This is a genomic window from Bacillus sp. SRL543, from assembly GCF_984799205.1.
The window spans coordinates 4,441,290-4,465,185 of sequence record NZ_OZ481794.1; the positions used below are offsets into that span (position 1 = coordinate 4,441,290).

A 23,896-nucleotide genomic window follows, 5' to 3' on the forward strand; every position below is an offset into this window, starting at 1 on the left:
CTCTTTTTGCAGCGATTGGACACCTTTTTAGTTGATATATTGCCCCCGCACATTCCTCAGCCCATGCAAGGCTCCCTTAAAAATCATACTGCTCCTCTTAACTTTGTTATCATTTTGCAGCACATATAAGATATGGAATTTAAAGATTCTAAAAAACAAAAATATAATGGCAATCCATTTATACTTTGCATTAGTCCTGCAGACCATCATGTAACCATTTCTTATTAAATAGTACGCATAATGCGGGGATAGATCTGATGACTTCGTTGAACTGGATTCCTTATGATAGATGATTGAAGTCGGCACAAAAAGAATTTTCATCCCAGCCCTTTTTGCCTTTAGATTCCATTCAGTATCCTCATAGTAAATAAAATAGTCTTCTTCTAAAAAGCCAATTAAATCGATTAATTCCCTTCGGAATAACATACTGCACCCAACGATAAAATCCACTTCTCTCAGCTGATCATATTGGCCGTGATCTTCTTCATCTATCCCGAAAGGCCGGCTGGTGCCTAAATAAGGATTGATCGAGCCTCCCGCAAACCATAAAAGATTATTATTTGCATTATAGATTTTGGATCCAACAATTCCGATTCTGTCGTCCTTGTCAATTACATCCACAAGAGTACACAAACTATCAGGCTGAACAATGGTGTCATTATTTAGCATCCAACAATAATCAAACCCCTGTTCATAAGCCATTCTGATTCCAATATTATTTCCACCTGCACAGCCCAGATTGCCCCCAGACTGAATACAAGTTAATTGAATGTTATATTTACCATCCCTCTGATCCTTCACAAATTTTGAATAAGAGCCATCAGTTGAAGCATTATCCACTAAAAAAACATGAAAGTCTGGAAAGTTGAGAGCTTCTAATGACTTTAAGCACTCAAATGTATCGTTATACCCATTCCAGTTAAGAAGAATAACAGCAACTGAAGGAGCAGAATCCATGTTTTATCACCCCTCTATCTATATATCATATAGCTATTTATAATGGGGCCTTTACCAGTGATAAAGGACCTTTACAGAGTTATCACGCTAATGTTGGTACTTTATCGATTGTTTCCCTTTGACCAACTGCCTGTAAATCTATGATGATTTCCTCGACGATCTTATTTGCACGCGCAAGTGACATATGCGTACCGGCATCAATCCAGTCACCAGAAACGATAGCGAACTTTAATTCGTTTAATTCAATAAAGGCATTATTGACATCGGTAATCTCAAGCTCGCCTCTAGCAGATGGCTTTAATGTTTTTATAATGTCAAACACCCGCTTATCGTACATATAAAATCCAGTGACCGCGAAATTCGACTTGGGAACCACAGGCTTTTCTTCAATACCAACTATGCGGTCATCTTCAATTTCTGCTACACCAAATCGCTGCGGATCCTGGACCTCTTTGATTAAAATCTTCGCCCCGCTGTTATACTTTATAAAATCATTTACATAAGGAGAAATATCGCCAGTAAAGATGTTGTCTCCCAAAATGACAGTCATTAGGTCATCACCCACAAATTCTTCAGCTAGATCTAGGGCTTCCGCAATTCCTCCAGCCTGATCCTGAACCCTATAGGTCAGCTTTATACCAATTTCAGACCCGCTGCCAAGAAGATTTATAATATCTCCTGCATGGTGGCGGCCCGTTATTATCATAATTTCCTCAATTCCTGCTTCCTTTAGTTTTGCAATGGAATAATAAATCATAGGATACTTGCCCACAGGCAATAAATGTTTATTTGTCACTTTTGTTAATGGATTTAAACGGGAACCAGTTCCCCCTGCAAGAATAATCCCTTTCACTTTTTATCACTCCTACTATTTTTTTATATACTTTGATTAGATGGCGTTCTCAAAAGAGAACAAACGAAGTTTCAGATGCTAATTGAATCAGAACTTTAACTTAAAACACTGATTCTTCCTTTATTCTCGTTAAAAATGGCACCTAAAAGTGTTGCCTTGGAATTGATTAAGCTGTTTCTGGCTGCCAGCACCTTATCCTTTTTAGTTTTTCCGCTTTTCATTACCAGCAGGGATGCATCACTCAGATTAGAAAGAATAAGAGAGTCAGCGTTTTCAACTATTGGTGGACTATCAATCAGAACCAAATCATACGTTTCTTTGGCCTTTTCCAATAACAAGGACATTTTCTTGAAACTCAGAAGCTCTGAATAGTGCTGAGGGCAAATACCACTAGGCATGAGAGAAAGCCCATTAACTTCAGTGGAAGTTACCACCTCTTCAATCGTATAATTATTAAGGATAAAATCAGTCATGCCATTGGTGTTTTCTTTATCAAAAAACTGATGCAGGGACGGCTTACGAAAGTCAGCATCGATCAGCAAAACATTCATTCCCTGATTAGCCATCACTGCTCCCAAGTTAGCAACTGCAGTTGTTTTACCCTCCCCTGCTGATGCAGAGGTGACAACAATCGATCTAATCTGTCCATGTTCCAAAGCGGCCTGTATATTGGTACTTATAATCCTGTATTGTTCAGCAAATCTTGATCCTGGTTGATACGGCAATACTAAGTTCTTATTTTTGTTCTTTTTACTCCTTTTACCTATCAACTTGCCTTCCTCCCAATCCTTTATTTAATGCCAGTTTCACAGATTGTCCTTGGCTATCTGACTTTGCGGAAGTTTCACTTGGTTTGACTTTTGATACCACTCCGATTACTTGTATATTAAACAATTGCTCAATATCACTTTGAGAAGTGATGGTATTGCTGAATACTTTCAAAAGAACAGATATGGTGAGCCCGAGTATGATACCCGTCAATAAGCCAACAACAGCAAACAATATTGGCTTTGGCTGAACTGGCTGCGGATCAGGCTTAGCTTTTGTAGGCGGAAAGAGCTCCACATTATTTACCTTCATAATCTGCAGCACCTGGTCTTTAAAGACTGTAGATAGTTTATTTACAGTGTCAACTGCCATTGGATAATCAGAGTTTTCTGCAGTGATTGTGATTACCTGAGATTCTTTCTTACTGGTTACTTTTATACTCTTTGAGAATTCTTTTGCAGTAGTTTTCATTCCCAGTTCATCGATGACTGTCTCCAATACAACATCGGAATAGATCATGTCACTGTAGGTGTTAGCATATTGAAAGTTGGTCATTACAGTACTGTAATCCATTACCTGTTCTGGATCTGAATTATTAATTACGATCTGCCTGGATGCCTCGTAAGTAGGTGGAATAAGGTAGGTGGCTGCTGCCCAGCTGCATAACGCAGCAATAATTCCAAATGTCAGGATTAATCCAATTCGTTTCCTTACTATTGACCATAACCTTCTTAATGTAAGTGTCTGCTCCACATTAATAAGCTCCTTTACGCAACAAAACGAAAATGATAGTCTTCATAAGAATGACCATATCCAGTTTTATTGATTGGTGATAAACATAATGGAGTTCTATATCTACCCGTTCCGGATATCCTACATCACTTCTGCCGCATACCTGCCAATAGCCGGTTATTCCTGGATTCACCGATAAAAATTCAGAGGCTCTCGAACTGTATTCCTTTAACTCCTCAACTATAACCGGTCTTGGGCCGACCAAGCTCATGTCACCTTTAAGAACATTAATAAGCTGAGGAAGTTCATCCAGACTCGTTTTCCTTAAAAACCTGCCGACCTTGGTAATACGCGGATCCTCATCTTGTTCCAATTTGTAGTTATTTCTTTTAAATTTCGTGTACAGTTTTTTGTTTGCTCTCAATACACTTTCTGCATTAATGACCATGGTCCGGAACTTGTAAATATAGAATATCCGGCCTTCCCTGCCCACTCTTTTTTGTTTAAAAAATACCGGTCCCCTGGCGTCGCTAAATAAATAAGTCAATGCTATTATGAGGAAAATTGGGAGGAATAATATTAAACCTGACGCAGCTCCTGTCATATCAATTATTCTCTTGGTAACAAGATACCCTTTGCCATTGGTTTGATTCGAAGCCGTCTTTATATGAGGGGCATCCTTTTCCAGCGCAACAGCCAAGCCCCTATCCCTGTTTAAACTCAATCCCTTTCACCCACCCTGCTCAATTTTCTTTGTTCATGCAAAGCGTTAATATCTCTTCCTGAAGTCTTTGAGAGAAAGTCAGTAAGGGCTTCCCGCCAATCTCTCATCTTTGGAAATCCATTGGCACTTAATTCATATCCTTGTAAAACGGAATATTTGGGCCGAAGGGCGATTCTCGGATATTCCTCAGACAGGCACGGAACTACGTTGATTTCTGCCTTAGTCTCTTCAAATATAGCTTTTGCAAACTCGTACCATGAACAGCTTCCCGCATTGGTAATATGGTAGATTCCATATTTCTCGGTTCGAAGTAATCCTGCTATTGCTCTGGCCAAATCAAAGGAATAGGTTGGGCTTCCAATTTGGTCATTCACGACTCTAATATGTTGTTTCCTACTCTCAGCTTGACTCATCATGGTCTTAACAAAATTTTTTCCATGCTCCCCGTAAATCCAGGATGTCCTGACAATAAAAAACTTATTTATATGATTCTGTACATACATCTCACCTGCGAGCTTTGATTGTCCATATATGCCTAAAGGGGCAGGATGCTCTGATTCCCTGATCGGCTCTTTTCCTTTTCCGTCAAATACATAATCAGTACTAATATAAACCAGCTTTGAATTAAGCTTAGAGGCAGCCAATGTAACATTTTTTGTCCCTACCCCATTCACTAGAAATGCAGTTACTGGCTCTTCTTCTGCAAGGTCTACATTTGTAAGTGCAGCAGAATGTATGACTATATCCGGGTTTATCTTAAACAGTACTTTTTCGACCTGATTATAATTCACAATATCCAGTTCTTCTTTACCAAGGCCGATAACCTTCATATCCGTCTCATTCGACATGAACCTTACAAGCTCAGTACCTAACTGTCCATTAGCCCCTGTTACTGCTACTTTTAAAGGTAACATAATTGATCACCATACTGGTTTTTGTAATAAACCATATAGGAGCCAACTTTTATATTGTTCCACCAATCTTTATTCTCGATAAACCAGTCAATTGTCTGGATGATACCTTTGTCAAATGTATAGGCTGGTGTCCAATCCAATTCTTGTTCTATTTTTGTTGGATCGATTGCGTATCGCCGATCATGGCCTGGTCGGTCTTTAACATATTTGACCAAGTTTCGTGAAACACCCAATCGTTCTATAATCATCTCTACTATTTCATTATTTGTTTTCTCATTATGTCCGCCAATGTTATAAACCTCGCCTGATTTCCCTGTATGCAGGACTAAATCGATAGCGGAACAGTGATCACTTACATGGAGCCAGTCCCTCACATGCTTTCCATCCCCATAAATGGGAAGTTCTTTTCCCTGCAATGCATTTGTCACCATTAAGGGTATTAGTTTTTCTGGAAAATGATAGGGTCCATAATTATTGGAACACCTGGTAATATTAATATTCATCCCATAGGTTTCATAATAGGAACGAACCAATAAATCTGCAGCTGCTTTACTGGCAGAATAAGGACTGTTAGGCGCGAGAGGAGTCTCTTCGGTGAAGTAACCCGATTCACCAAGGCTTCCATACACCTCATCAGTGGAAATTTGAATAAACTTACTTATGTTGTTTTCTTTAGCAGCATCGAGCAGAGTTTGTGTCCCCAGGAAATTGGTTTTTACAAAAACGTCTGGTTCGATGATGCTCCGATCTACGTGTGATTCTGCTGCTAAGTTCACGATTACATCAATTTTATAGGTCTTTAGAAGATAATCGACTAATTCACGATTATTGATATTTCCTTTGATAAATTTATAATTTTCGCTTCCTTCTACTGCTTTTAAGTTTTCCAAGTTTCCTGCATATGTCAGTAAATCTAGATTAATTATCCTGTAGCTGGGATATCTCCCCAGAATGTAATGAATGAAATTGCTGCCAATGAAGCCGGCACCGCCTGTAACTAATAAGTTCATACGGAAAGCTCCTTCCATTCGAAATTGTATTCTGCCGATTTTAAAGGAGGATGATTTTTATCCTTGTCTGATAAGATGGGGTTAGATGTTGGCCAAATAATGCCCATATCCGGATCATCCCAGATGATTCCTCTATCAAGGTCTGAAGAATATACATTATCAACCTTGTATTGAACTTCCGTATTCCTTGTCAAAGTGCAAAAGCCATGGGCAAAACCTTGGGGAACCAGGAGCTGCCGTTTATTTTCTTCAGTTAATATATAGCCCTCCCATTCACCAAAAGTAGGAGAACCTTTTCTAATATCTACAATCACATCGTAAATTGCCCCTCTGGTAACACGAACCAATTTTGTTTGTGATTTAGGAGAAAGCTGGTAGTGCATGCCTCTTATTGTTCCGGCTTCACTTGATAAACTATGATTATCCTGGATGAACTTTATCCTGATACCTTGCTGTTTAAAAATTTCTTCATTATAGACTTCCAAGAAGTATCCGCGTCCATCTCTGTAAACGGATGATTCCACTATTACGGCATCTTGGAATTTTGTTTGGATTAAATTCATTTTGTTTAAACTCCTCCTATTGTCTAGTTCACTATAGATAGAGCTTTGTTCACTGATTGGTCGATGGATTCTTCAAACAGCTCGAACAGCCAGTGGTCAATAGAATACTTCTCATATACAGAAATAGGAGCTTCTTTATATTCCTTTTTAAAGAATTCCGGTTGTATGACCGGGTTCTCCCGGTCAATGATTAAAATGTTATTCGGATGATAAAAGTCATAATCTTTAATTGACTGGTTTGTTGTAATCAGCTTTTTCTTCGCTCCAAAAACCTCAATCGTCCTGATTGTTAAACCATTTTGTCTCGGTCTTTCAATATCCACGATTACCCTTGCTCTTGAAAATAGTGCAAGGACCTCTTTTTTTGAAAGTGCATTGAACTTCAGCTCTTTTTCTCCATACTTCCGAAGGTCACGATTGAAATACTTTTTTACATAGAATAAGATTTTGTTAGGATAAAACTTGTAGAAATAATAATTTACTGGAATGGAAGACAGCCGTGCTTCAAGCTTTTTTAGTATGGAAAACCGGTCAGTATGTACCGTACCGACAAAAAGGGCTTCAATGTCCCATTCTGCAGTTTTTCCTGCAACTCTTTTATAGTCATCTATATAGAATAATGGCCGGAATTTCATGTCCTTATAGACTTGGGCATCATGTTTATCAAATGTAAAAACATGATCAAATAAAAATTTGATTCGTTTGGAATTTGGGGTATAACTTAATGCGTCCCACATGTATAAGATTAACTTGGCCTTTCCATGGAGCCTTTTTAACTTCTTTAAATTACTTATTGAAATGACTTCCCCTTTGATAATAAAGATCACATCATAATCACGGTCTTTAGTGTCCTCAATAATTTTGTTGTAATACTCAGAATTCTTTTTAGCCAGCAAATTTCGGTTAATACGAATCAGCGTTTTCGTTAAAACATCATTTTTGGGCCGTTCATCAAAGAAGTCTACCTCACTTCCGAAGGAAATCAGTTTCTTCTTAATTTCTTCTTCATAACCAAAGAAGCGGGCCGTGATAAACAGGATTCTTTTTCCCTTAAAACCATTAATCATTTATACAGCCCTTTTTCCTTCATTTCATGGATTGTTTTATCAAAATGGTCCTCTTCTATTTCCTGCTGGTTTACCCAGTCGACAAAGTGCTGGATGCCATCCTGAAATTCAAACTTTGGAAAAAAAGCCAGCTTATTGAAGGTTTCAGTCAGGTCAGCAAAGTTATGCCTGATATCTCCGAGCCTATATTGTCCGCTAACATAAATATCCACATCGGATTGGTACTTCTCTACAAGTGTGTTGGCAACTGTCAGTACATTTGTTGCCACTCCTGTACCGACATTAAAAACCTGGTAATCGGCTTCTTCTGATTCGATTGCCGCTATTGTCGCAGCCACTACATCATCTATATAGACAAAATCCCGGCTTTCTGTACCATCCTCAAATATATTGATAATATTTCCATTTTTTATCCTGGTTGAAAAAATAGAAAGAATGCCTGTATACGGATTCTTTAATGATTGCCCAGGACCATATACATTTTGGTATCGAAGACCCACAACAGGAATTCCTAATGCCCTTCCCATAATCATGCACATACTTTCCTGAACATACTTCGTCAGTCCATATATGGAAGCCGGCTGGATCTGTGAATCTTCCGATGTACTAATGGCTGTCACATTGATCCCGCACTTTGGACATTTTACAGCAAAGTCACCTGTTGATAAGTGCTCCTCCGATCTCTGGCCGGGAAATACTTCACCATGTATTTCACAGTTATATTTTCCTTCTCCATAAACAGCCCGGGATGAAGCTACCACAAGCTTTTTCACTTCATTAGGTTCATTTGCAATCAAGTCCAAGAGGTTCGATGTACCTTTAATATTCACATCTATGTATTTATCAATCTCATACATCGATTGCCCTGTGCCTGTTTCTGCAGCCAGGTGAATAACAATGCCGGCATTTGCCAATGCTTCTCGAAGGTCATCTTTGCTGCGTACATCTCCTCTAATAAAAGTTACTTTATCTCTGATTTTCGAGAAAAGTTCCGACTGCTCTGGATCCTCTCCATGAATTTGAGGAGATAGATTATCCAAAACGGTAACCTCATATTTCTTCGCAACAAGATTAAAAGAGAGAGAGCTGCCTATAAAACCAGCTCCTCCAGTTATCAGTACTTTCATTTTCCATTTCTCCCCTTAAATAAATGGTTTCAACGTTAATCTTTATAAAGAACAAAATGACAGTAAAAACTTTTGAAGCGGTTCGTTTTTGTGAACGTTTTAAATTCATTATAAAGAACAATACTGAAAATTTCCATTACTTCTTTGAATGATTTTCTAAAAAATTCTTTATTTCACGAGCAATCCTTTGGCTTTCTTAATCAAAAATGCAAATTATCCCCTAATATTCTGTAAATAAAACAAACTTATAACGAACACAAAGTGTGTTACAATAAATAAAAAAATTTTATAAAGAACAAGAGGTGGAAAATGAAGATTTTATTGTTGGGTGTTCAGAAACTGGCTTTTATGCCATATATGAATTTTTATCTTTCTCAATTGGATTTGAAAAAAAATGATGTACATTTGCTTTATTGGAATCGGGATAATCAAGAAGAGAGTTTGTCAGACTATAATATCACCTATCATGAGTTTAAATGCTACCAGGAGGATGAAGTACCCAAAGTAAAAAAGATCCCGAGCTTTATTAAGTATAGAAGAGAGGCAAAAAGGATAATAAACGAGGGAAATTTCGATTTAATTATTGTGCTGAATACCGCTGCTGCATTTTTAATACAAGATACACTATGGAGGAATTTTGCAGGAAAATTTATTTTCGATTATCGGGATCCTACTCTCGAAAACATACGACTCTACAAGTTTCTAATTGGCATTATCGTCAAAAAATCTCTTGTTACATTTGTAAGTTCAGATGGGTTTAGGAAACTTCTTCCTAATAAACAAAACATTTTCACTTCTCATAATATCCTCTTAGATTCTTTCAAATACAGAAATGTAAGAAAAGCATATAGCAGGGAAATTTCTCCTATTAGAATCCGCTACTGGGGGATGATTCGCGACGAGTCCATTAATAGAACACTTATAAACAGGCTCTCAAATGATAAAAGATTTGAACTTCATTACCATGGCAGAATGCAAAAAACCGGTAAGAATTTAAAGAATTATTGCAAGATGAATGGCATAACCAATGTTTACTTCCATGGTGTATATACTCCGCATGAAAGGTATGAATTTGCTAAAGGGACGGATATCCTTCATAACATTTACGAGAAGGATGAACTGTTATCCAATGCAATGGGCAATAAGTTCTACGACGGAATTGTTCACTATATCCCGCAAATTTGCATGGAAGGTTCGTTTATGGGACAAAGGACAACACTTGAAAAGGTCGGCGCTGAATTGGATCCACAAGACTCCTCTTTTGCAGACCGGCTATACCTATATTATTCAACTCTAAGTTGGGAGGAATTTCATCAGAGTTGTGACTCCTGCCTTAATGATATCTTGCGAGAATACTATGCTGGCAATGAAATCATAGACTCAATAGTCAATAAAGATGGAGCTGAGCAGAAAAAAGAAATATTCATGAACGGTTAGCTTGTCTATCCTTAGGCTGAAACCTCGTCTGGTAAGTTAGTAGCCTAATGAAAATTTTTGAATTTAAGGAGGATTTCATTGATTTTCAAAAAGATATGGTCTCGAAGCAGGGTTCAAAGGGTATTAAATTCCACTCCTGGGAATATACAAATCATCAGAAAAGTTGAATATATAAGAGGATTATATCAATATCCAGCAAGCATGCTTGGCAGAAATTTAGATATTAATCAAACTCACAATGTACAAACGGATGTATTGGTATTTGCAGCGCATGCTGATGATGAGGTACTGGGTTTAGGTGCCACTCTTTCCCGGCACAGCCAAAACGGAGATAACATTAAAGTAGTTTTTGTAACAAACGGCTCAGCCGACTGGACAGGAGTACAGAGCTGGCAAATAAAAGCCAGTGAAGCGAGAAGCAAGTCTGAGACTAGATATAAAGAAGCAGTAAAGGCTTTGTCACTATTGAAGATACCCAAGGAAAATGTTTTCTGTTTGGGATATCCAGATGGAGGTTCCCAACGCTATTTAAAAGATATAAAAAAGGATGTCTTACATTTAATACGACAGTGGAATCCCGGCAGAGTATACGTTCACTGTATTGAAGGAGGACATATTGATCATGATATGACAAGCTATGTCGTTAAGTCTGTCTGTAAGGAAGCGGGGTTCAGGAATGTAATCGAGTGGGCGGAGTACAATTCCGAACAACCAATCGGTACCAGAAATATAAAGTTCTTATCGACTCAATACAGTACTTATAGAGTGACTACAATCAATATAACAGAAGCTGAACGTTACTTAAAAAGGAAGATGCTGGCGTGCCATAAATCGCAGAACGTAGAAGGTTACTACCTTCAGGGAGAAGCAGTCCGGCAGGCTTCACTGTCTAATTTGGATGTTGAATTAAAGGAGTTTTGTCACCTTCCCAACAATATTTTGTCTTCTATTATAAAAGACTTTAGACAAATACAAGCCAGAGAATTCAAAGCTGATAATGTCCCTGGCAAAAATGATTTAAAAAAGTCTTCCGTTAAGTGACTCTTAGCAAGAAGTGTATCGAACGAAATTATGGAAAGAAGGGGTAGAGTATTGGTAGTATCAATTATTATTCCAGTCTATAATGCTGAAAAATATTTACGAAAATGCCTGGATAGCATCATCAACCAAACGCTTATAGAGTTGGAAATAATACTAATAAATGATGGTTCTACAGATCTAAGCGGGATGATCTGTGAGGAGTATTCCAGAATAGATGAGAGAATCATTGTGCTGCATCAAGAAAATGGAGGCGTTTCTTCTGCCAGAAACAGGGGATTATCAATCGCAAACGGAAAATATATTGGATTTGTTGATCCAGATGATTGGGTTGAACCCGACATGTATGAAAGATTGCACCAATTAATGACGGAACATCAAACAGATATTGCCGCTTGTGGAGCTGCGCTGGAAAGCTCAGAAGGAAAACGACTGCATCCTGTTTCCGATTTGGATATGACTAAATACAATCTTATAGATGCTCTTGATACAATACTTGACCCAAACAGCTTTCAGGGTTACGTCTGCAACAAACTATTTTCTTCAGATATCCTTAAAAGTACACCGGCCATACTTTTTGACACAGATATCCATTATGGTGAAGACCTGCTATTTTGCTGCGAAACTATTCAAAAGTGCGAAACCATTATCTATGATCCCAAACCTGGATACCACTATATTATCCACGATAGCAATACAACCCTATCGAAATATAGTGATAAGAAACTCACTTTACTTAATGCATTAGATAAGATAATAAACCAACTATCTAATGTGGATGGAGTCAACACCAACATTTTTAAGAGCTTTTACATTCAGACAAATATTAATCTATTGATGCATGGGATAAAAGAGAAAAAATGTACCAAATTCATTGAGCATCACCTTAAACGGAATGTAATAAAGTATAAACTTACCGCTGCAACTAAAACATCCATTAAAATTCCACTTTTACTGATCAAAATTAATATTAAACTTTGTTATCTTGTTTGGTATTTCTATACCACCTCTATACGGCATTACAAGAAATGGAATCAAACCAAGGAGTTCTTAGAGGGGTAACGTTTAGGTGAGCTGCCCTCACCCTGTTTCTCAACCAGCGGCGGTAACTGCGGCAGGTGCTTTGCTTGCATTAAGATATTCCTTTAGATTAAAACCATCCCATACGAAGACGAGCCACAATCAAGAGATAGTTGCTCACTTCCTTGTAGAAGTATTGATCCTTCCTCACCTCTGCCAGTGGTTAAATAGGCAGGGAAATTTCAATGAAATTTGTATTTAGGAAAGAGCTTTGGCAGTAGTGACTTCCCTGTCATTGAGTGGTAAAACAGATAGCACGGCTGGTAATCCCTATGACTTTAATCAGGGAGTGACTGCGCACCTAATACCAAAAAGTCAACAGCTCCCTCTTCACTCAACTCCCATAATAACTGTAAACATTCTGTGAATCGAGAGTATCCGGGAAGTGACAGGCACACTCCTCAATGCTCCGATATTCTACCGAAAAATAAAAACACCTTTCTGCTCGATCTGTTACCGAGCAGAAAGGTGTTTTTAAAATGATATATTACAAGTTGTTATGCACAGATACGTCTGGCCCTTTTGAATGCATTGAGCCTTTCCTCACCAACAAAAAGTAAGACAAAAAAGCCAACAAGCTTGCAGCCAAAATAATAACCCCCATCGGAAGAGCGGAGTACTCACCCGCTACTCCAACAAGTGGAGCTGTTATGGATCCAAGCAAGAACGGCAGCACCCCTAATAAAGCAGAAGCACTCCCTGCCACATGCCCTTTCGTTTCCATCGCGAGAGAGAATGATGCTGTTCCAATAATACTGATGGACATGACTAAAAAGAAGATAGGAAGCGCAACTAACAGAAGCGGTGCCTTTAGTAAAAGGGCTATAAGCAAAAGAATAGCAGCTGTATTGGAAAGCCCTAATCCAATTTTCAAGAATGTTTTTTCTGGTATATAATCTGCTAATCGGCCAACCAGTTGAGTCCCTATGATTAAGCCCACTCCATTCACTCCAAATAAGAAGCTGAAAACTTGAGGGGATACTCCATAAATATTTTGGTAGACAAAAGAAATACCTGACACATATGCAAAAATCCCGGCTGTTGTAAATCCTTGAGTAAAGGCATATCCAGCAAATTCACGGTCCTTTAATAACATTCCAAAGTTCCCGATGACTTGCTTGAAATTTCCCGGTACCCGTTTTTCAGCTGGCAGCGTTTCTTCCAGTTTCAAGGTAACAATGAATGTGAAAATCATGCCGATACCAGCCAGGACAATAAAAACTCCTTTCCAGCCCGTAAACGTCAGAATCGCCCCGCCTATAATTGGCGCGATAATGGGACCAAGATTTCCAACCAACATTAAAGAGGCGAAAAACTTTGTAAGTTCCCGTCCGCTAAACAAGTCCCGTACAATGGCTCTTGAGATGACCAGTCCCCCTGCAGCTGCAAAGCCTTGAATAAAACGGGAAACAATCAATGTATAAATATTGGGTGCGATGGCACAAGTGACAGAGGATAAAAAATACAAAGTAAGGAAGATGAGCAATGGTTTACGGCGGCCATGCACATCACTCATAGGTCCTATAACTAATTGACCTAATCCGAGTCCTAATAAACAAGTGGTCAAACTGATTTGAACCAGCGAAGCATTCGTATGAAAATCATTAACAATAGTAGGAAATGAAGGCAAATACGTGTCAATCGTAAATGGACCTAAAATGGCCAGTGACCCCAACAGAAAAGCTAGCTGTACTCTTTTAGTCTTTGATAAGTTCAATTTTCTATCGCCTTTCTAATGAAGTAAATTAATGGTTGATAATACCTTTGTAATTGTATAACTTTATGCAGGGTTTTTCACTAAATATGCAATGTTATAATTTTACTTTTTTTGGTTAACCTTTTTTATTTGCTGGACTCCCTTGAAAGAGCCAAGGGGACAGGTACCCTGGCTTACTTTTTTAGAATGATCCAAGGTACCTGTTCCTGTGGCTCTTGTAGAAAAGTTTCCCCAAAAAAAGAGCCCCCTCCATCATGAAATGAGCATTAGGGACTTAAACGAATGTTTGCAATTACACTATTAATCAAACGTTTGATTATTTGCTCATTTACTCTAGTCGGAACAGTGATGCAAAGTTCCTCCATTCCTGCTTGCCACTCAAAATAATGAGTGAAACCTGCTGTAAAACAAAAAAAGTGACAGGCATCTTAATCCTCACTCCTTATCAAGTACCTATCTCTGCTTTTTATACAGTATGCAAAATCACCCTTTAATCATCAAAGAACCATCCCGCTTCCTCCCAACCTCCGGAGAACTGTTCAATTTAATAGCCTCCCAAATGCTCTGGTCTGATATATCCTTGCGGCCCTGCAAATCCGAAACCGTTCTGGCCAATCTAATGATTTTAATATGAGCCCGGTTGCTCCAGCTTTTCTTGATGCTAATCTGCTGTAGGTTTCTTTGCTGCTCAGGTGTTAAAGGGCTGCTATTTAATAATTCGGCATAAGATACTTTGCCGTTTCCTGTTTCCTTTCCATACCGCTCATATTGCCTGCTTCTCGCCTCTTCCACTCTGCTTCTTATCATAGAGGAAGAATCTGGGTTTCCTTCAGAAATGGATCTCAAACGGACCGGGTGCAAGGATAGATTGATATCAAAGCGATCGCGCAGGGGGCCGGAAAGCTTATTTTGATAGGCTGTTATTTGTTTGAGGGTGCAGGTGCAATAACGGGAGCTGGAATTTGCATATCCGCATGGGCAGGGATTCATGGCGCCGATCAGGATAAAAGAAGCCGGATATGTGACGGAGGCTTGGGTTCTGCTTATGCTGACCCTGCCGCTTTCCAATGGCTGCCGCATCATATCGAGGGTTTTCCTCGTGAATTCGGCCATTTCGTCAAGAAACAGCACACCGCGATGAGCAAGCGAAACCTCTCCCGGCCTGGGATATTGACCTCCCCCTATGATGGACACGGAAGAAGCAGAGTGGTGAGGATGACGAAAAGGAGGGACTTCTGCCTGATTCCATGAGCTGCCGCTTAATTGATATAAGCTGATCATTTCAAGCTGCGCTTCTTTTGAAAGAGGGGGCATGATGGAGGGGAAAGTTTCTGCCAATAGGCTTTTCCCGCAGCCGGGAGGGCCTGTCATAAATAAATGATGCTCCCCCGCCGCAGCTACTTCCAGTGCATATTTCGCAAAGGAATGCCCTGCAATTTTATTAAAATCGTTATATATGACCGGGCTCTCCTTTTTCATCACTACCGGAAGCAGCTGTATCAGCTCTTGTCCGTTGAGGTGCTTGATCACATCTTCCAGGGAAGTTACATAGATGATTTCCATTTCACGAAACTCCAAATGCGGCAGTTTTTCATCATAGGGCATATAAAGCTTTTTAATTCCGAGTTTTTTGGCAGACAGTACACCTGGAAGCATCCCTTCCACCGGCTGCACTCTGCCATCCAGAGAAAGCGCCCCGATAAAGGCGGTGCTGTCGGGGATATGTACATCCAGTCCTTTTAGACTGATCAATGTACTGACCGCCATTGCCAGATCAAACATTGGACCATTTTTCTTTTGTTCAGCCGGCGAGAGATGAATGACAATCTTTTGGCCTGACAGGGAATAGCCTAAAGCGTGCAGGGCAGCTGCTACCCGCTCCTTCGATTCTTTGACCGAGGCATCCGGCAGGCCTGCAATAATGATAGAATCTGTTCCGATTGATGTCCTTACTTCCACCTGCACAATATAGCCTTCCATTCCTTTTAATCCAATACTGGCCGACCTGGCATACATAGCAGCCCCTCCTCAATCTCTTCATTTTTTCCAACAAATATGCGATATTCATCTTCAGCTGGTTCACGGAAATAGGATAGTGTTCTATTGTGGGCAATATGGGGATTATTCTGTGTGAGGTCAATATAAGAAGGATAGCTGCTCCAGGGATAGTCATACAGATCACTGACCATTTTGGCTTCCAGGGGATTGCGGTGGATGTAGCGGCTTGCTTCTAAAAAGTATGCATCTGTTTCAATCAGCTTGGCACCGTAACGCCCCTGGAATACATGGCCGTCCGTCTTCAATCGCTGATTCAGATAAATGGCGTAGCGTGAATGCATTTCTTTCATAATATGCTGGATATGATGCTGTGAGGTTTCAAGCTGGAGATGAAGGTGGTTGGTCATGAGGCAATAAGAATGAAGAATAAAAGGCATCATACTGCGGACATCTTCCAATATCGTAAGGTACATCTTAAAGTCCATATCTTCCAGAAATATCGCCGCCCGCCGATTACCCCTGGCAACAATATGATACAGAGCACCTGGATACCAAACCCGATGCTGTCTGGGCATTAAATCCCTCCCCCAAAAAAGAACATATGTTCTATAAATTAATTGTAAGCCAATTCCTTTATCTCGTCAATCTAATATAACAACTAAGAAAAAATCCCATTGTAAATTAATCTGCTGAGTTATAATACTGAATTAAGTTAGTGTTATAAGACTCTTCCCTACGAGGGCTCCTAAATTAAATCTCTTACACTTTGAATCTTTATTGAATATGAATAAGGACTTGAAAGTGGGTTCAGACCCACTATATGAATCTATTGTTTCGTGGATTTGGTGCTTGATTTTAATTGAATATAAGCTGTTAGGACATTATTCAGATCTTTAGGGCTCAACGTTCCGCGGTATGTTTCCGCGTCCTCAAGATCAAAATATTCCTCTGAATCTATTTCAGCATAGGAGGGTTTGTCCAATTTTGCATGCTGCCAGCTTATAATTCTAATGCGGTTAGGAAACTTGGGAGTCGGACCAGTACCCGTAATCTTTATCATAAGGGCTAAATCGGTCCCATTTGGAGAAATTGAGATAATTAAAGCCGGACGCACTTTATAAGATGTGCTGTCCGGCGGAAGTGGAGGTTTGTATGGAAAGACAACATCATAAATATCCCCTGGCTTCATTAGTCTTCCATCCATCTTCTATGCTTTGGATTTCTATAATCTGCATTGGTGACAATTCCATCTTTACTTACCTTAAGTGCCTCTGTCTGTTTACTAAAGGCAGTATTAGCGATTTGATTGGCTAAGAACTCATTTTTTGCTTCTATACTCATACCTCTTCTTCTAAGGCTATGGCCTCTTGCAACTTTTCCTGCCACACGTGCCCTTGCTAACTTAACCACTTTCTTTACCCTCCTTCTACTCATTTGCAGCACCTCTACTTAGTTGTTATAAACAGTATATGTGAAAAGATGAAATGAAGCGTGCTACTTACGCATATTTTATCTAACTAAGCATTAAGCAGTCAAATAATTGGAATAAATATACATCATACTCAAATAATTATTAATGATTTACCTAAAGATATGTAAAAATGATTTACAACTCCTCATGCTGTCTTTTCCTGCAAAGCAAAGTTATATGTAATTAATCAAACATTTGATTAAACCCTCACGCCTGGTACATTACTTGTCACTAAGTGGTAAATGGAATGTCATTGATGGTACATTTCATTGGCTGATATTATGCATAAAGTAGAGTATCATTTACAACTAACACTTTAACCCTTCACTGAATGTGGGGTCTGGCCCCCGCTTTAGTTCGAATAAAGTGGAACATTAATAAATAACACTTTAATACTTCACTGGATGTGGGGTCAGGCCCCCGATTTCTACAACCCTTTGTGAAACACATTTGCGGGGAGTGACAGGCACCCAAACCAACCAACTTTTCTTCCTTCAGTTGATGCGGTGTAAGACCAACGTTTTTTACCATATGATATAATAGACATAATAATAATTGAAAGAGAGACGTCCTAACAATATGATTGTTAACGTTATAACTGGAAAGAAGGTTAATGTCTGTTTTCGTGAATTAGATGAGTCGGATGTAGATAATTATGGACTAAGCAAAAGTAACGGTTGGTTTCAGTGGGCAAGAGAGTTCAACAACGAACAAAATCGGGTGTTTGGCTTATTTATAGAAGGGGATAATAGTAACATACAGGGAGTAATTTCAATTCAAGAACGGGAGCCTAACCAATTAATTCATATTTCTTTAATGGAAGCAGCACCATATAATCAATTTAATAATCCTCACCAAGAAAATGCTTCCGTGGGCAAAGTTTTATTAGCTTTTGCGATGAACTATAGTCTAAACATACAACGTTTTGAAGGATATGTTGGATTAGAGGCGAAGAGGAATTATAACGAAGATTTCTATCTAAAACTGAATGCACAACGCGCAAATTTAATAAACGGAAAGCCATACTATTTTTTTGATACTGATGGTTCCATTAATCATCTCAAAAAGTACTTGCCCGGAGGTGTAAATATATGTCCAAGTTAAGCGCATTTATTATACGTAAAACCCCAAGTGGAATATTAGCTGTAAGAAAGGACCGTGAGGAATCTTTGCCAAAGAAACGTTTCATAGATGACATGGATGCTGCTTTCCAAGATGGAAAATATGTATCGCCAAATGAAGGACCACCAAGGGTGAAATTCCGTGATATGAATAATTATTGCAAGCAAGTTGGAAAGAAACCAATAGAATTAACAGATGAAGAAATGGAGCAATTTCGTTTTTAATTTTGCTTAGCTAGGGATGATAATAAGGGCAAGGAACAGGTCCTTTGTGCCACTCTTGTTTAATCACTTAGAACATAAACATTCTACATTGCTTGATGAACTTGTCGTTAACAACAAATAGAATTCACTTTGCAATATACAGGAGCAAGCTTTTTCTATGCTCTATAAAAATAGTGCATCGCTCTGCATTTTAACTTTGCAAAGTTCTGCACATTTATTTTGCAACAAACACACGGCCAACGGGATAAAATTTTGACAGCCGTGATTAAATCTAATACTAATACTTTAATCCATCACTGAATGTGGGATCAGGCCCCCGTTTTTTTCGCAGCAAGGGGAAGGAATCCTCCCCGCACCCCTAACTAAAAACTCCAGTATGAGTGTTTTCAATCAGCTGATAATCTGATACAATAACCGTATACTTTTTTTGTGGGACGTCTCCTGTATAACTGTTGGCGCAGTTATACATTATGGGGGACGTCTTTTCCTTTCTCCATAATAAATATCGAAATGTTTCGAATTATATATACGGACATTATAATCGACTAATTCTGGACAGGCAATACCGTCAACTTTCGGAGATTTAAGGGTGTCAAAAACACCTGACAATCCAGTACACTTTCTTCCATATTAGTTCCTAATTAAATTTCTTACACTTTAGCACTTCACTGAATGTGGGGTCAGGCCCCCCGATTCCAATTCCCGAATAAAGTGGAACATTAATAAATAACACTTTAATACTTCACTGGATGTGGGGTCAGGCCCCCGATTTCCTGTTGAATCGTCTTCTTCCTTATAGCGAAGTTCTGACCTGCAGCTGGAAAGAACAGTACCAGAATAAAGTACAGAAAAGCTCTATTTGATAACAAGAGTGTTGATTCTTAATTAGTATTTAATCTAATTACTAAAAATGTTCATCTCTACTTAACGATTACAAGGAGATTTCCTTGTTCCTAATCAGACTATATACTGATACTTTATTGCTCCACTGAATGTGGTGTCAGGTTCCCGGATTTCAGCTGAAAATCAGCAATGTTTCCTATTTGGGCTAAAGGAGCTTTTCAAACAATCCGGTGATTAAATATCATAAAACACTTTAACCCTTCACCGGATGTGGGGTCAGGCCCTGTGACCGTCAAGTAGAATGATACAATTTTTGCTGATTAATTTGAGACACTTTGTTCACCAAAAATCGTTTTTCGATGTTTCATTCTCCAACTATCTTCATTTAAATGAACTATTTCCACTCGATGTAAGATCCGGTCCAGTATAGCTGTCGTGATGGCTTGATCGCCCAATAGCTCACCCCATTCTTTAGGCCCTTTATTAGATGTAAGTATAATCGAGGTTTGATTATAAAGGTTGTTAATGAGATGGAAGAACATATTAGCTTCCTGTTTATCCATTGCCATAAACATCAAATCATCAATAATAACCAAATCTGCTTCTCTTATTCGCTTCATTCTTGTTTTGGATTTCCTCGTTATTTCTTCAGTCTTTAATGCCTGAATTAAATCTCCCATAGTGGTAAAGATCACTTTATATCCCTGGTTTAAAGCTTCTATTCCTAAACCTATCGAAAGATGGGTCTTACCGACACCTGGCGGTCCTAGAAAAATGATGTTATATAGCTGCTCAATCCATGTTAAATCTTTTAACTGGTTTAACTTCTTACTGCTCAAAGACTTTTGCTCATTCACATTATACTCATCCACAGTACTATGGAAGGGAAACGTTGCCCACTTAAATCGCCTTTCCAGCTGCTTTTCATCTCTGCGTTTTTGTTCATAGGTTGCTACATCTAGTAGAAACTGAGTAAAGGACAAGTCCCTTTTCTCAGCTTCTCTTATTAACTCTGGCAATCGATCAGCTGTTTCAGCTAGCCGAAGGGACCTTAATTTATCTTGGACCTCCTGAAGCTGATTCAACTTTGATCACCTTCTTCCAGTAAGACCGTATAGGCATCTACATTTCTCTTTTGTGCTTCTGTTTCTATTATCCAACCGGATATGCTATTTAATGGTGAAACAGTCTCAGCTTTGTCGTTTGTTGTATCATGAACCTGTCGTTGTCGCTTGAGGTATAAAATGATATCGCTGAAATCTGTTGCACTATATAAGTTTCTCTTGATACATTCCGAGAGTGCTGCTGTTAGAAGCTGCTCGTTATTTTGTTTTGTTTCTTTTAGTATCATTTGTAACTGATCACGAATATACCGTGGGTACTTCTCACGAAGTTTATCCAAGTAATCGTAGGCCGTTTCTGTTTCTTCGAATCGGTTTGCCACAGTATCAATAAATGCATCGATTCCTTTTGAGCGATCTCTTGTATGCTTTCTGTCTTTAATTAATTGTCCTTTACCATCCGGAATCTGATGTTTGGCCAGGAGTTCTCCTGTCTCAGAGTTATAGATTAATAGTTCTCTGTCTTTTGTTTCTTTTATTGAGACCATTTCATGCTTATAAAAAGTTCCAAGTGGAAGGGAGTACCTATTGGATAAATACCGTATGGTATTGTCCTTATGGACGCTTCTTGTTATACTATTTTCATGATTGTTTAGGAAATTAATGTTTCCCGAGACTGGTCTTAAGTGTTGCTTTTCCAAGGAGAACACTTCGACCGGTCTTTTTTTTGTTGTGTTATGGATTTTTCGATTACCTGTACGATTTAACCATTCCCATCCTTGCTCATTCCAAGAATCAATATTATTGAACACTCTATACTTGGCGAAATTGTACTTAATAAATCCTACAACATTCTCTATTTTCCCTTTGCTTTCTGGATCGGCTTTCCTACAAACCCGAAGGTTTAAATTTCGAGTTTGCTTATAGTGCTGAAACTCTTTCGTTAAAATGAGATCTCCGCCATTCTCGCTCACCACAATTAAGCTATCCTGATCATACACGAGTTCTCCTGGGATCCCACTAAACCATTGAAAAGCATTTTCATGAGCTTGAATGACATCTTGAGTTGTAAAGGGGCGATCTAACCACTCTTTATATTTGTATCTCGAGTTAGATAGCACAAAGGCAATAAAGTTCAGCTTTACTTCTTTATTATCAGACGTTTTCTGCTTGGTGTGCCCAAAGTCAACTTGGACCTGTTCCCCCATTGGTGAATCAGGTATTGCTTCATAATCCCTTGGTGAAGATTCCTTAGCTATTTTATATTCAACTCTTAGCTCCCTTACGTAAGCACGGACTGTGCTTTCACCCACTTCAAGTTGTTCCTTATACCTTTCCATCAACCAATTTTCTACTTGTGCTGCTGAAAGATCAGGATGTTCCCTTAACCAATTCAAGATTAACTCTTTATAAGGATCCAACTTTTTCTTTCTTGTTTGTAAAGATTCAACCCATTCTGCCATCTCCGAAGGAGATCTCTTAAGATGCCGATATACAGTTGCCCTGGATACACCCAGTTTATCTGCTACTTTGGATTTACTAAAACCTTTCTTGAGTAACTGCTGAATTTCCATATACATTTCCCACTTATCCACCTTTTCTCAGCCCTCCAATGATTTAAGAATCAAACCATCATCATACAATGGAGGAGCTATATATTTTACTGGTATATTAGGGTAAATAAGTGTTTCATCTTATCTAGCAAAAACTGTTTACTTTAGTTTAGCAGTCACAGGCCCCCGGTTTCTCCGCTTTAGTTCCCCGATTTCAACCATTTTGGGTAGTGACTCCGTCAATTTTAAAACAACTAATACCATCAATTCCCGAATAAAGTGGAACATTAATAAATAATACTTTAATACTTCACTGGATGTGGGGTCAGGCCCCCGATTTCAACCCAACCCTCTGTGAAACACATCTGTGAAACAAGAAAATGCGGGGAGTGACAGGCACCTAAAACTAGGGAAAAAGTAAACAACACAAATAAGCCCGCCAAGCCACAGGCCCAGCGGGTAATTTATTAATCTCTACTAAACAAATCTCTGGTATACACTTTGTCCTCTACATCACGTAAATCATCAGATAATCGATTCGCTACAATAACATCTGATACTCTCTTAAAGTCTTCGAAATCATTAATCACTCTAGAATTGTAGAATGTATTGTCTTGAAGTGCTGGCTCATACACAACAACTTCAATCCCCTTTGCTTTAATGCGTTTCATAACACCTTGAATAGCAGATTGTCTAAAGTTATCTGAATCCATTTTCATCGTAAGGCGATAGATCCCTACAACTTTAGGTTCTCTTTTAATAATCATTTCAGCAACATGATCTTTTCTTGTTCTGTTGGCATCTACGATTGCAGCCATGATATTATTGGGAACATCTTCATAATTAGCTAATAACTGCTTTGTATCTTTAGGTAGGCAGTAACCGCCATAACCAAACGAAGGGTTATTATATTGATTGCCAATGCGTGGATCTAAACCAACCCCATCAATAATTTGCTTACTGTCTAATCCTCTTACCTCTGAATATGAATCGAGCTCATTAAAAAATGCGACTCTCATCGCAAGATATGTGTTGGCAAATAGTTTAATAGCTTCTGCCTCTGTTGAATTTGTAAATAATACAGAAATATCTTCCTTAATCGCTCCTTGAACTAATAAATTAGCAAATACTTGAGCTCTATCTGATTGTTCACCAACGATTATACGTGATGGATATAAGTTATCATACAAAGCCTTTCCTTCACGTAAAAATTCAGGTGAGAAAATAATATTATCAGTTTCAAACTTCTCTTTTATTTTCTCTGTATAACCAACCGGCACTGTAGATTTAATTACCATTACTGCATTTGGATTAATAGATAGTACATTTGCGATAACAGCCTCAACAGTTCTGGTATTAAAGTAGTTTTTCTCCGGATCATAATTTGTTGGCGTAGAAATAATTACATACTCCGCATCCTTATAAGCTTTATAATTATCAGTGGTTGCGGTTAAATTTAGTTCCTTTGTTGCTAAATATTCTTCGATTTCATTGTCAATTATAGGAGACCTTCTATTGTTGATCATGTCCACTTTTTCCTGAATAATATCAAGTGCAATGACTTCATTTTGCTGAGCCAATAATATAGCATTTGATAAACCGACATATCCAGTTCCCGCTATTGTAATTTTCATATA

General features: G+C 38.6%; 23 protein-coding genes. 5 read left to right on the top strand and 18 right to left on the bottom strand.

The window, feature by feature from the left end:
• Positions 1 to 27: 27 nt before the first annotated feature.
• The 10 genes from AC4E8B_RS22520 to AC4E8B_RS22565 form a co-directional block, all read right to left on the bottom strand.
• Positions 28 to 957, bottom strand: a complete 930-nt coding sequence (locus AC4E8B_RS22520) for a glycosyltransferase family 2 protein (protein ID WP_490215703.1) — start codon at positions 955 to 957, stop codon at positions 28 to 30.
• A gap of 82 nt (positions 958 to 1,039) precedes the next feature.
• The gene (locus tag AC4E8B_RS22525; protein ID WP_490215705.1) at positions 1,040 to 1,810 is read right to left on the bottom strand and encodes a sugar phosphate nucleotidyltransferase; all 771 of its coding nucleotides are present in this window, start codon (positions 1,808 to 1,810) and stop codon (positions 1,040 to 1,042) included.
• 95 nt (positions 1,811 to 1,905) lie between these two features.
• A complete protein-coding gene (locus AC4E8B_RS22530; protein WP_490215706.1) occupies positions 1,906 to 2,580 on the bottom strand; it encodes a CpsD/CapB family tyrosine-protein kinase in 675 nt (224 codons plus the stop codon).
• Complete coding sequence (locus AC4E8B_RS22535) at positions 2,570 to 3,331, bottom strand: YveK family protein (protein WP_490215707.1); 762 nt, start codon at positions 3,329 to 3,331, stop codon at positions 2,570 to 2,572. The genes AC4E8B_RS22530 and AC4E8B_RS22535 overlap by 11 nt, the downstream gene beginning before the upstream one ends.
• 1 nt (position 3,332) lies before the next feature.
• Entirely contained in the window at positions 3,333 to 3,977 is a 645-nt protein-coding gene (locus AC4E8B_RS22540; RefSeq protein WP_490219850.1) for a sugar transferase, read from the bottom strand.
• Positions 3,978 to 4,030: 53 nt separating this feature from the next.
• Positions 4,031 to 4,948, bottom strand: a complete 918-nt coding sequence (rfbD, locus tag AC4E8B_RS22545) for a dTDP-4-dehydrorhamnose reductase (RefSeq protein WP_490215709.1) — start codon at positions 4,946 to 4,948, stop codon at positions 4,031 to 4,033.
• Positions 4,936 to 5,958, bottom strand: a complete 1,023-nt coding sequence (rfbB, locus tag AC4E8B_RS22550) for a dTDP-glucose 4,6-dehydratase (protein ID WP_490215710.1) — start codon at positions 5,956 to 5,958, stop codon at positions 4,936 to 4,938. The genes rfbD and rfbB overlap by 13 nt, the downstream gene beginning before the upstream one ends.
• The gene (rfbC, locus tag AC4E8B_RS22555) at positions 5,955 to 6,521 is read right to left on the bottom strand and encodes a dTDP-4-dehydrorhamnose 3,5-epimerase (protein WP_490215711.1); all 567 of its coding nucleotides are present in this window, start codon (positions 6,519 to 6,521) and stop codon (positions 5,955 to 5,957) included. Before rfbC ends, rfbB begins: the two co-directional genes overlap by 4 nt.
• Before the next feature lie 23 nt (positions 6,522 to 6,544).
• A complete protein-coding gene (locus AC4E8B_RS22560) occupies positions 6,545 to 7,588 on the bottom strand; it encodes a WaaS/CpsH family glycosyltransferase (protein ID WP_490215712.1) in 1,044 nt (347 codons plus the stop codon).
• The gene (locus AC4E8B_RS22565) at positions 7,585 to 8,715 is read right to left on the bottom strand and encodes an NAD-dependent epimerase/dehydratase family protein (protein ID WP_490215713.1); all 1,131 of its coding nucleotides are present in this window, start codon (positions 8,713 to 8,715) and stop codon (positions 7,585 to 7,587) included. Before AC4E8B_RS22565 ends, AC4E8B_RS22560 begins: the two co-directional genes overlap by 4 nt.
• Before the next feature lie 309 nt (positions 8,716 to 9,024).
• On the opposite strand from AC4E8B_RS22565, the gene AC4E8B_RS22570 reads away from it, so the two are divergent.
• The 3 genes from AC4E8B_RS22570 to AC4E8B_RS22580 all read left to right on the top strand — a co-directional run bounded on the left by AC4E8B_RS22570 (position 9,025) and on the right by AC4E8B_RS22580 (position 12,252).
• Entirely contained in the window at positions 9,025 to 10,152 is a 1,128-nt protein-coding gene (locus AC4E8B_RS22570) for a glycosyltransferase family protein (protein ID WP_490215715.1), read from the top strand.
• A gap of 78 nt (positions 10,153 to 10,230) precedes the next feature.
• Entirely contained in the window at positions 10,231 to 11,193 is a 963-nt protein-coding gene (locus AC4E8B_RS22575) for a PIG-L deacetylase family protein (RefSeq protein ID WP_490215716.1), read from the top strand.
• A 51-nt stretch (positions 11,194 to 11,244) separates the two neighbouring features.
• Complete coding sequence (locus AC4E8B_RS22580) at positions 11,245 to 12,252, top strand: glycosyltransferase family 2 protein (protein WP_490215718.1); 1,008 nt, start codon at positions 11,245 to 11,247, stop codon at positions 12,250 to 12,252.
• 505 nt (positions 12,253 to 12,757) lie between these two features.
• Here AC4E8B_RS22580 and AC4E8B_RS22585 read toward each other — a convergent pair.
• The 5 genes from AC4E8B_RS22585 to AC4E8B_RS22605 form a co-directional block, all read right to left on the bottom strand.
• Positions 12,758 to 13,987, bottom strand: coding sequence for a multidrug effflux MFS transporter (locus AC4E8B_RS22585; protein WP_490215720.1), 1,230 nt, complete (start codon positions 13,985 to 13,987; stop codon positions 12,758 to 12,760).
• Between the two features lie 483 nt (positions 13,988 to 14,470).
• Positions 14,471 to 16,003 (bottom strand): YifB family Mg chelatase-like AAA ATPase, encoded by a 1,533-nt coding sequence (locus AC4E8B_RS22590; RefSeq protein ID WP_490215721.1) that lies wholly within the window; start codon positions 16,001 to 16,003, stop codon positions 14,471 to 14,473.
• Positions 15,973 to 16,560, bottom strand: coding sequence for a transposase (locus AC4E8B_RS22595; protein WP_490215723.1), 588 nt, complete (start codon positions 16,558 to 16,560; stop codon positions 15,973 to 15,975). Before AC4E8B_RS22595 ends, AC4E8B_RS22590 begins: the two co-directional genes overlap by 31 nt.
• A gap of 251 nt (positions 16,561 to 16,811) precedes the next feature.
• The gene (locus AC4E8B_RS22600; RefSeq protein WP_490215725.1) at positions 16,812 to 17,174 is read right to left on the bottom strand and encodes a type II toxin-antitoxin system PemK/MazF family toxin; all 363 of its coding nucleotides are present in this window, start codon (positions 17,172 to 17,174) and stop codon (positions 16,812 to 16,814) included.
• Entirely contained in the window at positions 17,174 to 17,395 is a 222-nt protein-coding gene (locus tag AC4E8B_RS22605) for a hypothetical protein (protein ID WP_148975759.1), read from the bottom strand. Before AC4E8B_RS22605 ends, AC4E8B_RS22600 begins: the two co-directional genes overlap by 1 nt.
• A gap of 640 nt (positions 17,396 to 18,035) precedes the next feature.
• Between AC4E8B_RS22605 and AC4E8B_RS22610 the strand changes: the two genes are divergently transcribed.
• Positions 18,036 to 18,560 (top strand): hypothetical protein, encoded by a 525-nt coding sequence (locus tag AC4E8B_RS22610; protein ID WP_490215727.1) that lies wholly within the window; start codon positions 18,036 to 18,038, stop codon positions 18,558 to 18,560.
• The gene (locus tag AC4E8B_RS22615; protein WP_490215728.1) at positions 18,548 to 18,802 is read left to right on the top strand and encodes a hypothetical protein; all 255 of its coding nucleotides are present in this window, start codon (positions 18,548 to 18,550) and stop codon (positions 18,800 to 18,802) included. The genes AC4E8B_RS22610 and AC4E8B_RS22615 overlap by 13 nt, the downstream gene beginning before the upstream one ends.
• Positions 18,803 to 19,965: 1,163 nt before the next feature.
• Here the strand turns inward: AC4E8B_RS22615 and istB are convergent.
• The 3 genes from istB to AC4E8B_RS22630 all read right to left on the bottom strand — a co-directional run bounded on the left by istB (position 19,966) and on the right by AC4E8B_RS22630 (position 23,893).
• The gene (istB, locus tag AC4E8B_RS22620) at positions 19,966 to 20,730 is read right to left on the bottom strand and encodes an IS21-like element helper ATPase IstB (RefSeq protein WP_490215729.1); all 765 of its coding nucleotides are present in this window, start codon (positions 20,728 to 20,730) and stop codon (positions 19,966 to 19,968) included.
• Positions 20,727 to 22,301, bottom strand: a complete 1,575-nt coding sequence (gene istA, locus AC4E8B_RS22625; RefSeq protein ID WP_490215730.1) for an IS21 family transposase — start codon at positions 22,299 to 22,301, stop codon at positions 20,727 to 20,729. Before istA ends, istB begins: the two co-directional genes overlap by 4 nt.
• Before the next feature lie 425 nt (positions 22,302 to 22,726).
• Positions 22,727 to 23,893, bottom strand: coding sequence for a nucleotide sugar dehydrogenase (locus tag AC4E8B_RS22630; RefSeq protein WP_490215731.1), 1,167 nt, complete (start codon positions 23,891 to 23,893; stop codon positions 22,727 to 22,729).
• Positions 23,894 to 23,896 lie beyond the last annotated feature (3 nt).

Coding starts and splice junctions, on each gene's coding strand:
- AC4E8B_RS22600 (WP_490215725.1), bottom strand. CDS start 17,174: ATGAAGCCAGGGGATATTTATGATGTTGTCTTTCCATACAAACCTCCA.
- rfbB (WP_490215710.1), bottom strand. CDS start 5,958: ATGAACTTATTAGTTACAGGCGGTGCCGGCTTCATTGGCAGCAATTTC.
- AC4E8B_RS22610 (WP_490215727.1), top strand. CDS start 18,036: ATGATTGTTAACGTTATAACTGGAAAGAAGGTTAATGTCTGTTTTCGT.
- AC4E8B_RS22590 (WP_490215721.1), bottom strand. CDS start 16,003: ATGTATGCCAGGTCGGCCAGTATTGGATTAAAAGGAATGGAAGGCTAT.
- AC4E8B_RS22630 (WP_490215731.1), bottom strand. CDS start 23,893: ATGAAAATTACAATAGCGGGAACTGGATATGTCGGTTTATCAAATGCT.
- AC4E8B_RS22570 (WP_490215715.1), top strand. CDS start 9,025: ATGAAGATTTTATTGTTGGGTGTTCAGAAACTGGCTTTTATGCCATAT.
- AC4E8B_RS22565 (WP_490215713.1), bottom strand. CDS start 8,715: ATGAAAGTACTGATAACTGGAGGAGCTGGTTTTATAGGCAGCTCTCTC.
- rfbC (WP_490215711.1), bottom strand. CDS start 6,521: ATGAATTTAATCCAAACAAAATTCCAAGATGCCGTAATAGTGGAATCA.
- AC4E8B_RS22560 (WP_490215712.1), bottom strand. CDS start 7,588: ATGATTAATGGTTTTAAGGGAAAAAGAATCCTGTTTATCACGGCCCGC.
- rfbD (WP_490215709.1), bottom strand. CDS start 4,948: ATGTTACCTTTAAAAGTAGCAGTAACAGGGGCTAATGGACAGTTAGGT.
- AC4E8B_RS22520 (WP_490215703.1), bottom strand. CDS start 957: ATGGATTCTGCTCCTTCAGTTGCTGTTATTCTTCTTAACTGGAATGGG.
- AC4E8B_RS22595 (WP_490215723.1), bottom strand. CDS start 16,560: ATGCCCAGACAGCATCGGGTTTGGTATCCAGGTGCTCTGTATCATATT.
- AC4E8B_RS22615 (WP_490215728.1), top strand. CDS start 18,548: ATGTCCAAGTTAAGCGCATTTATTATACGTAAAACCCCAAGTGGAATA.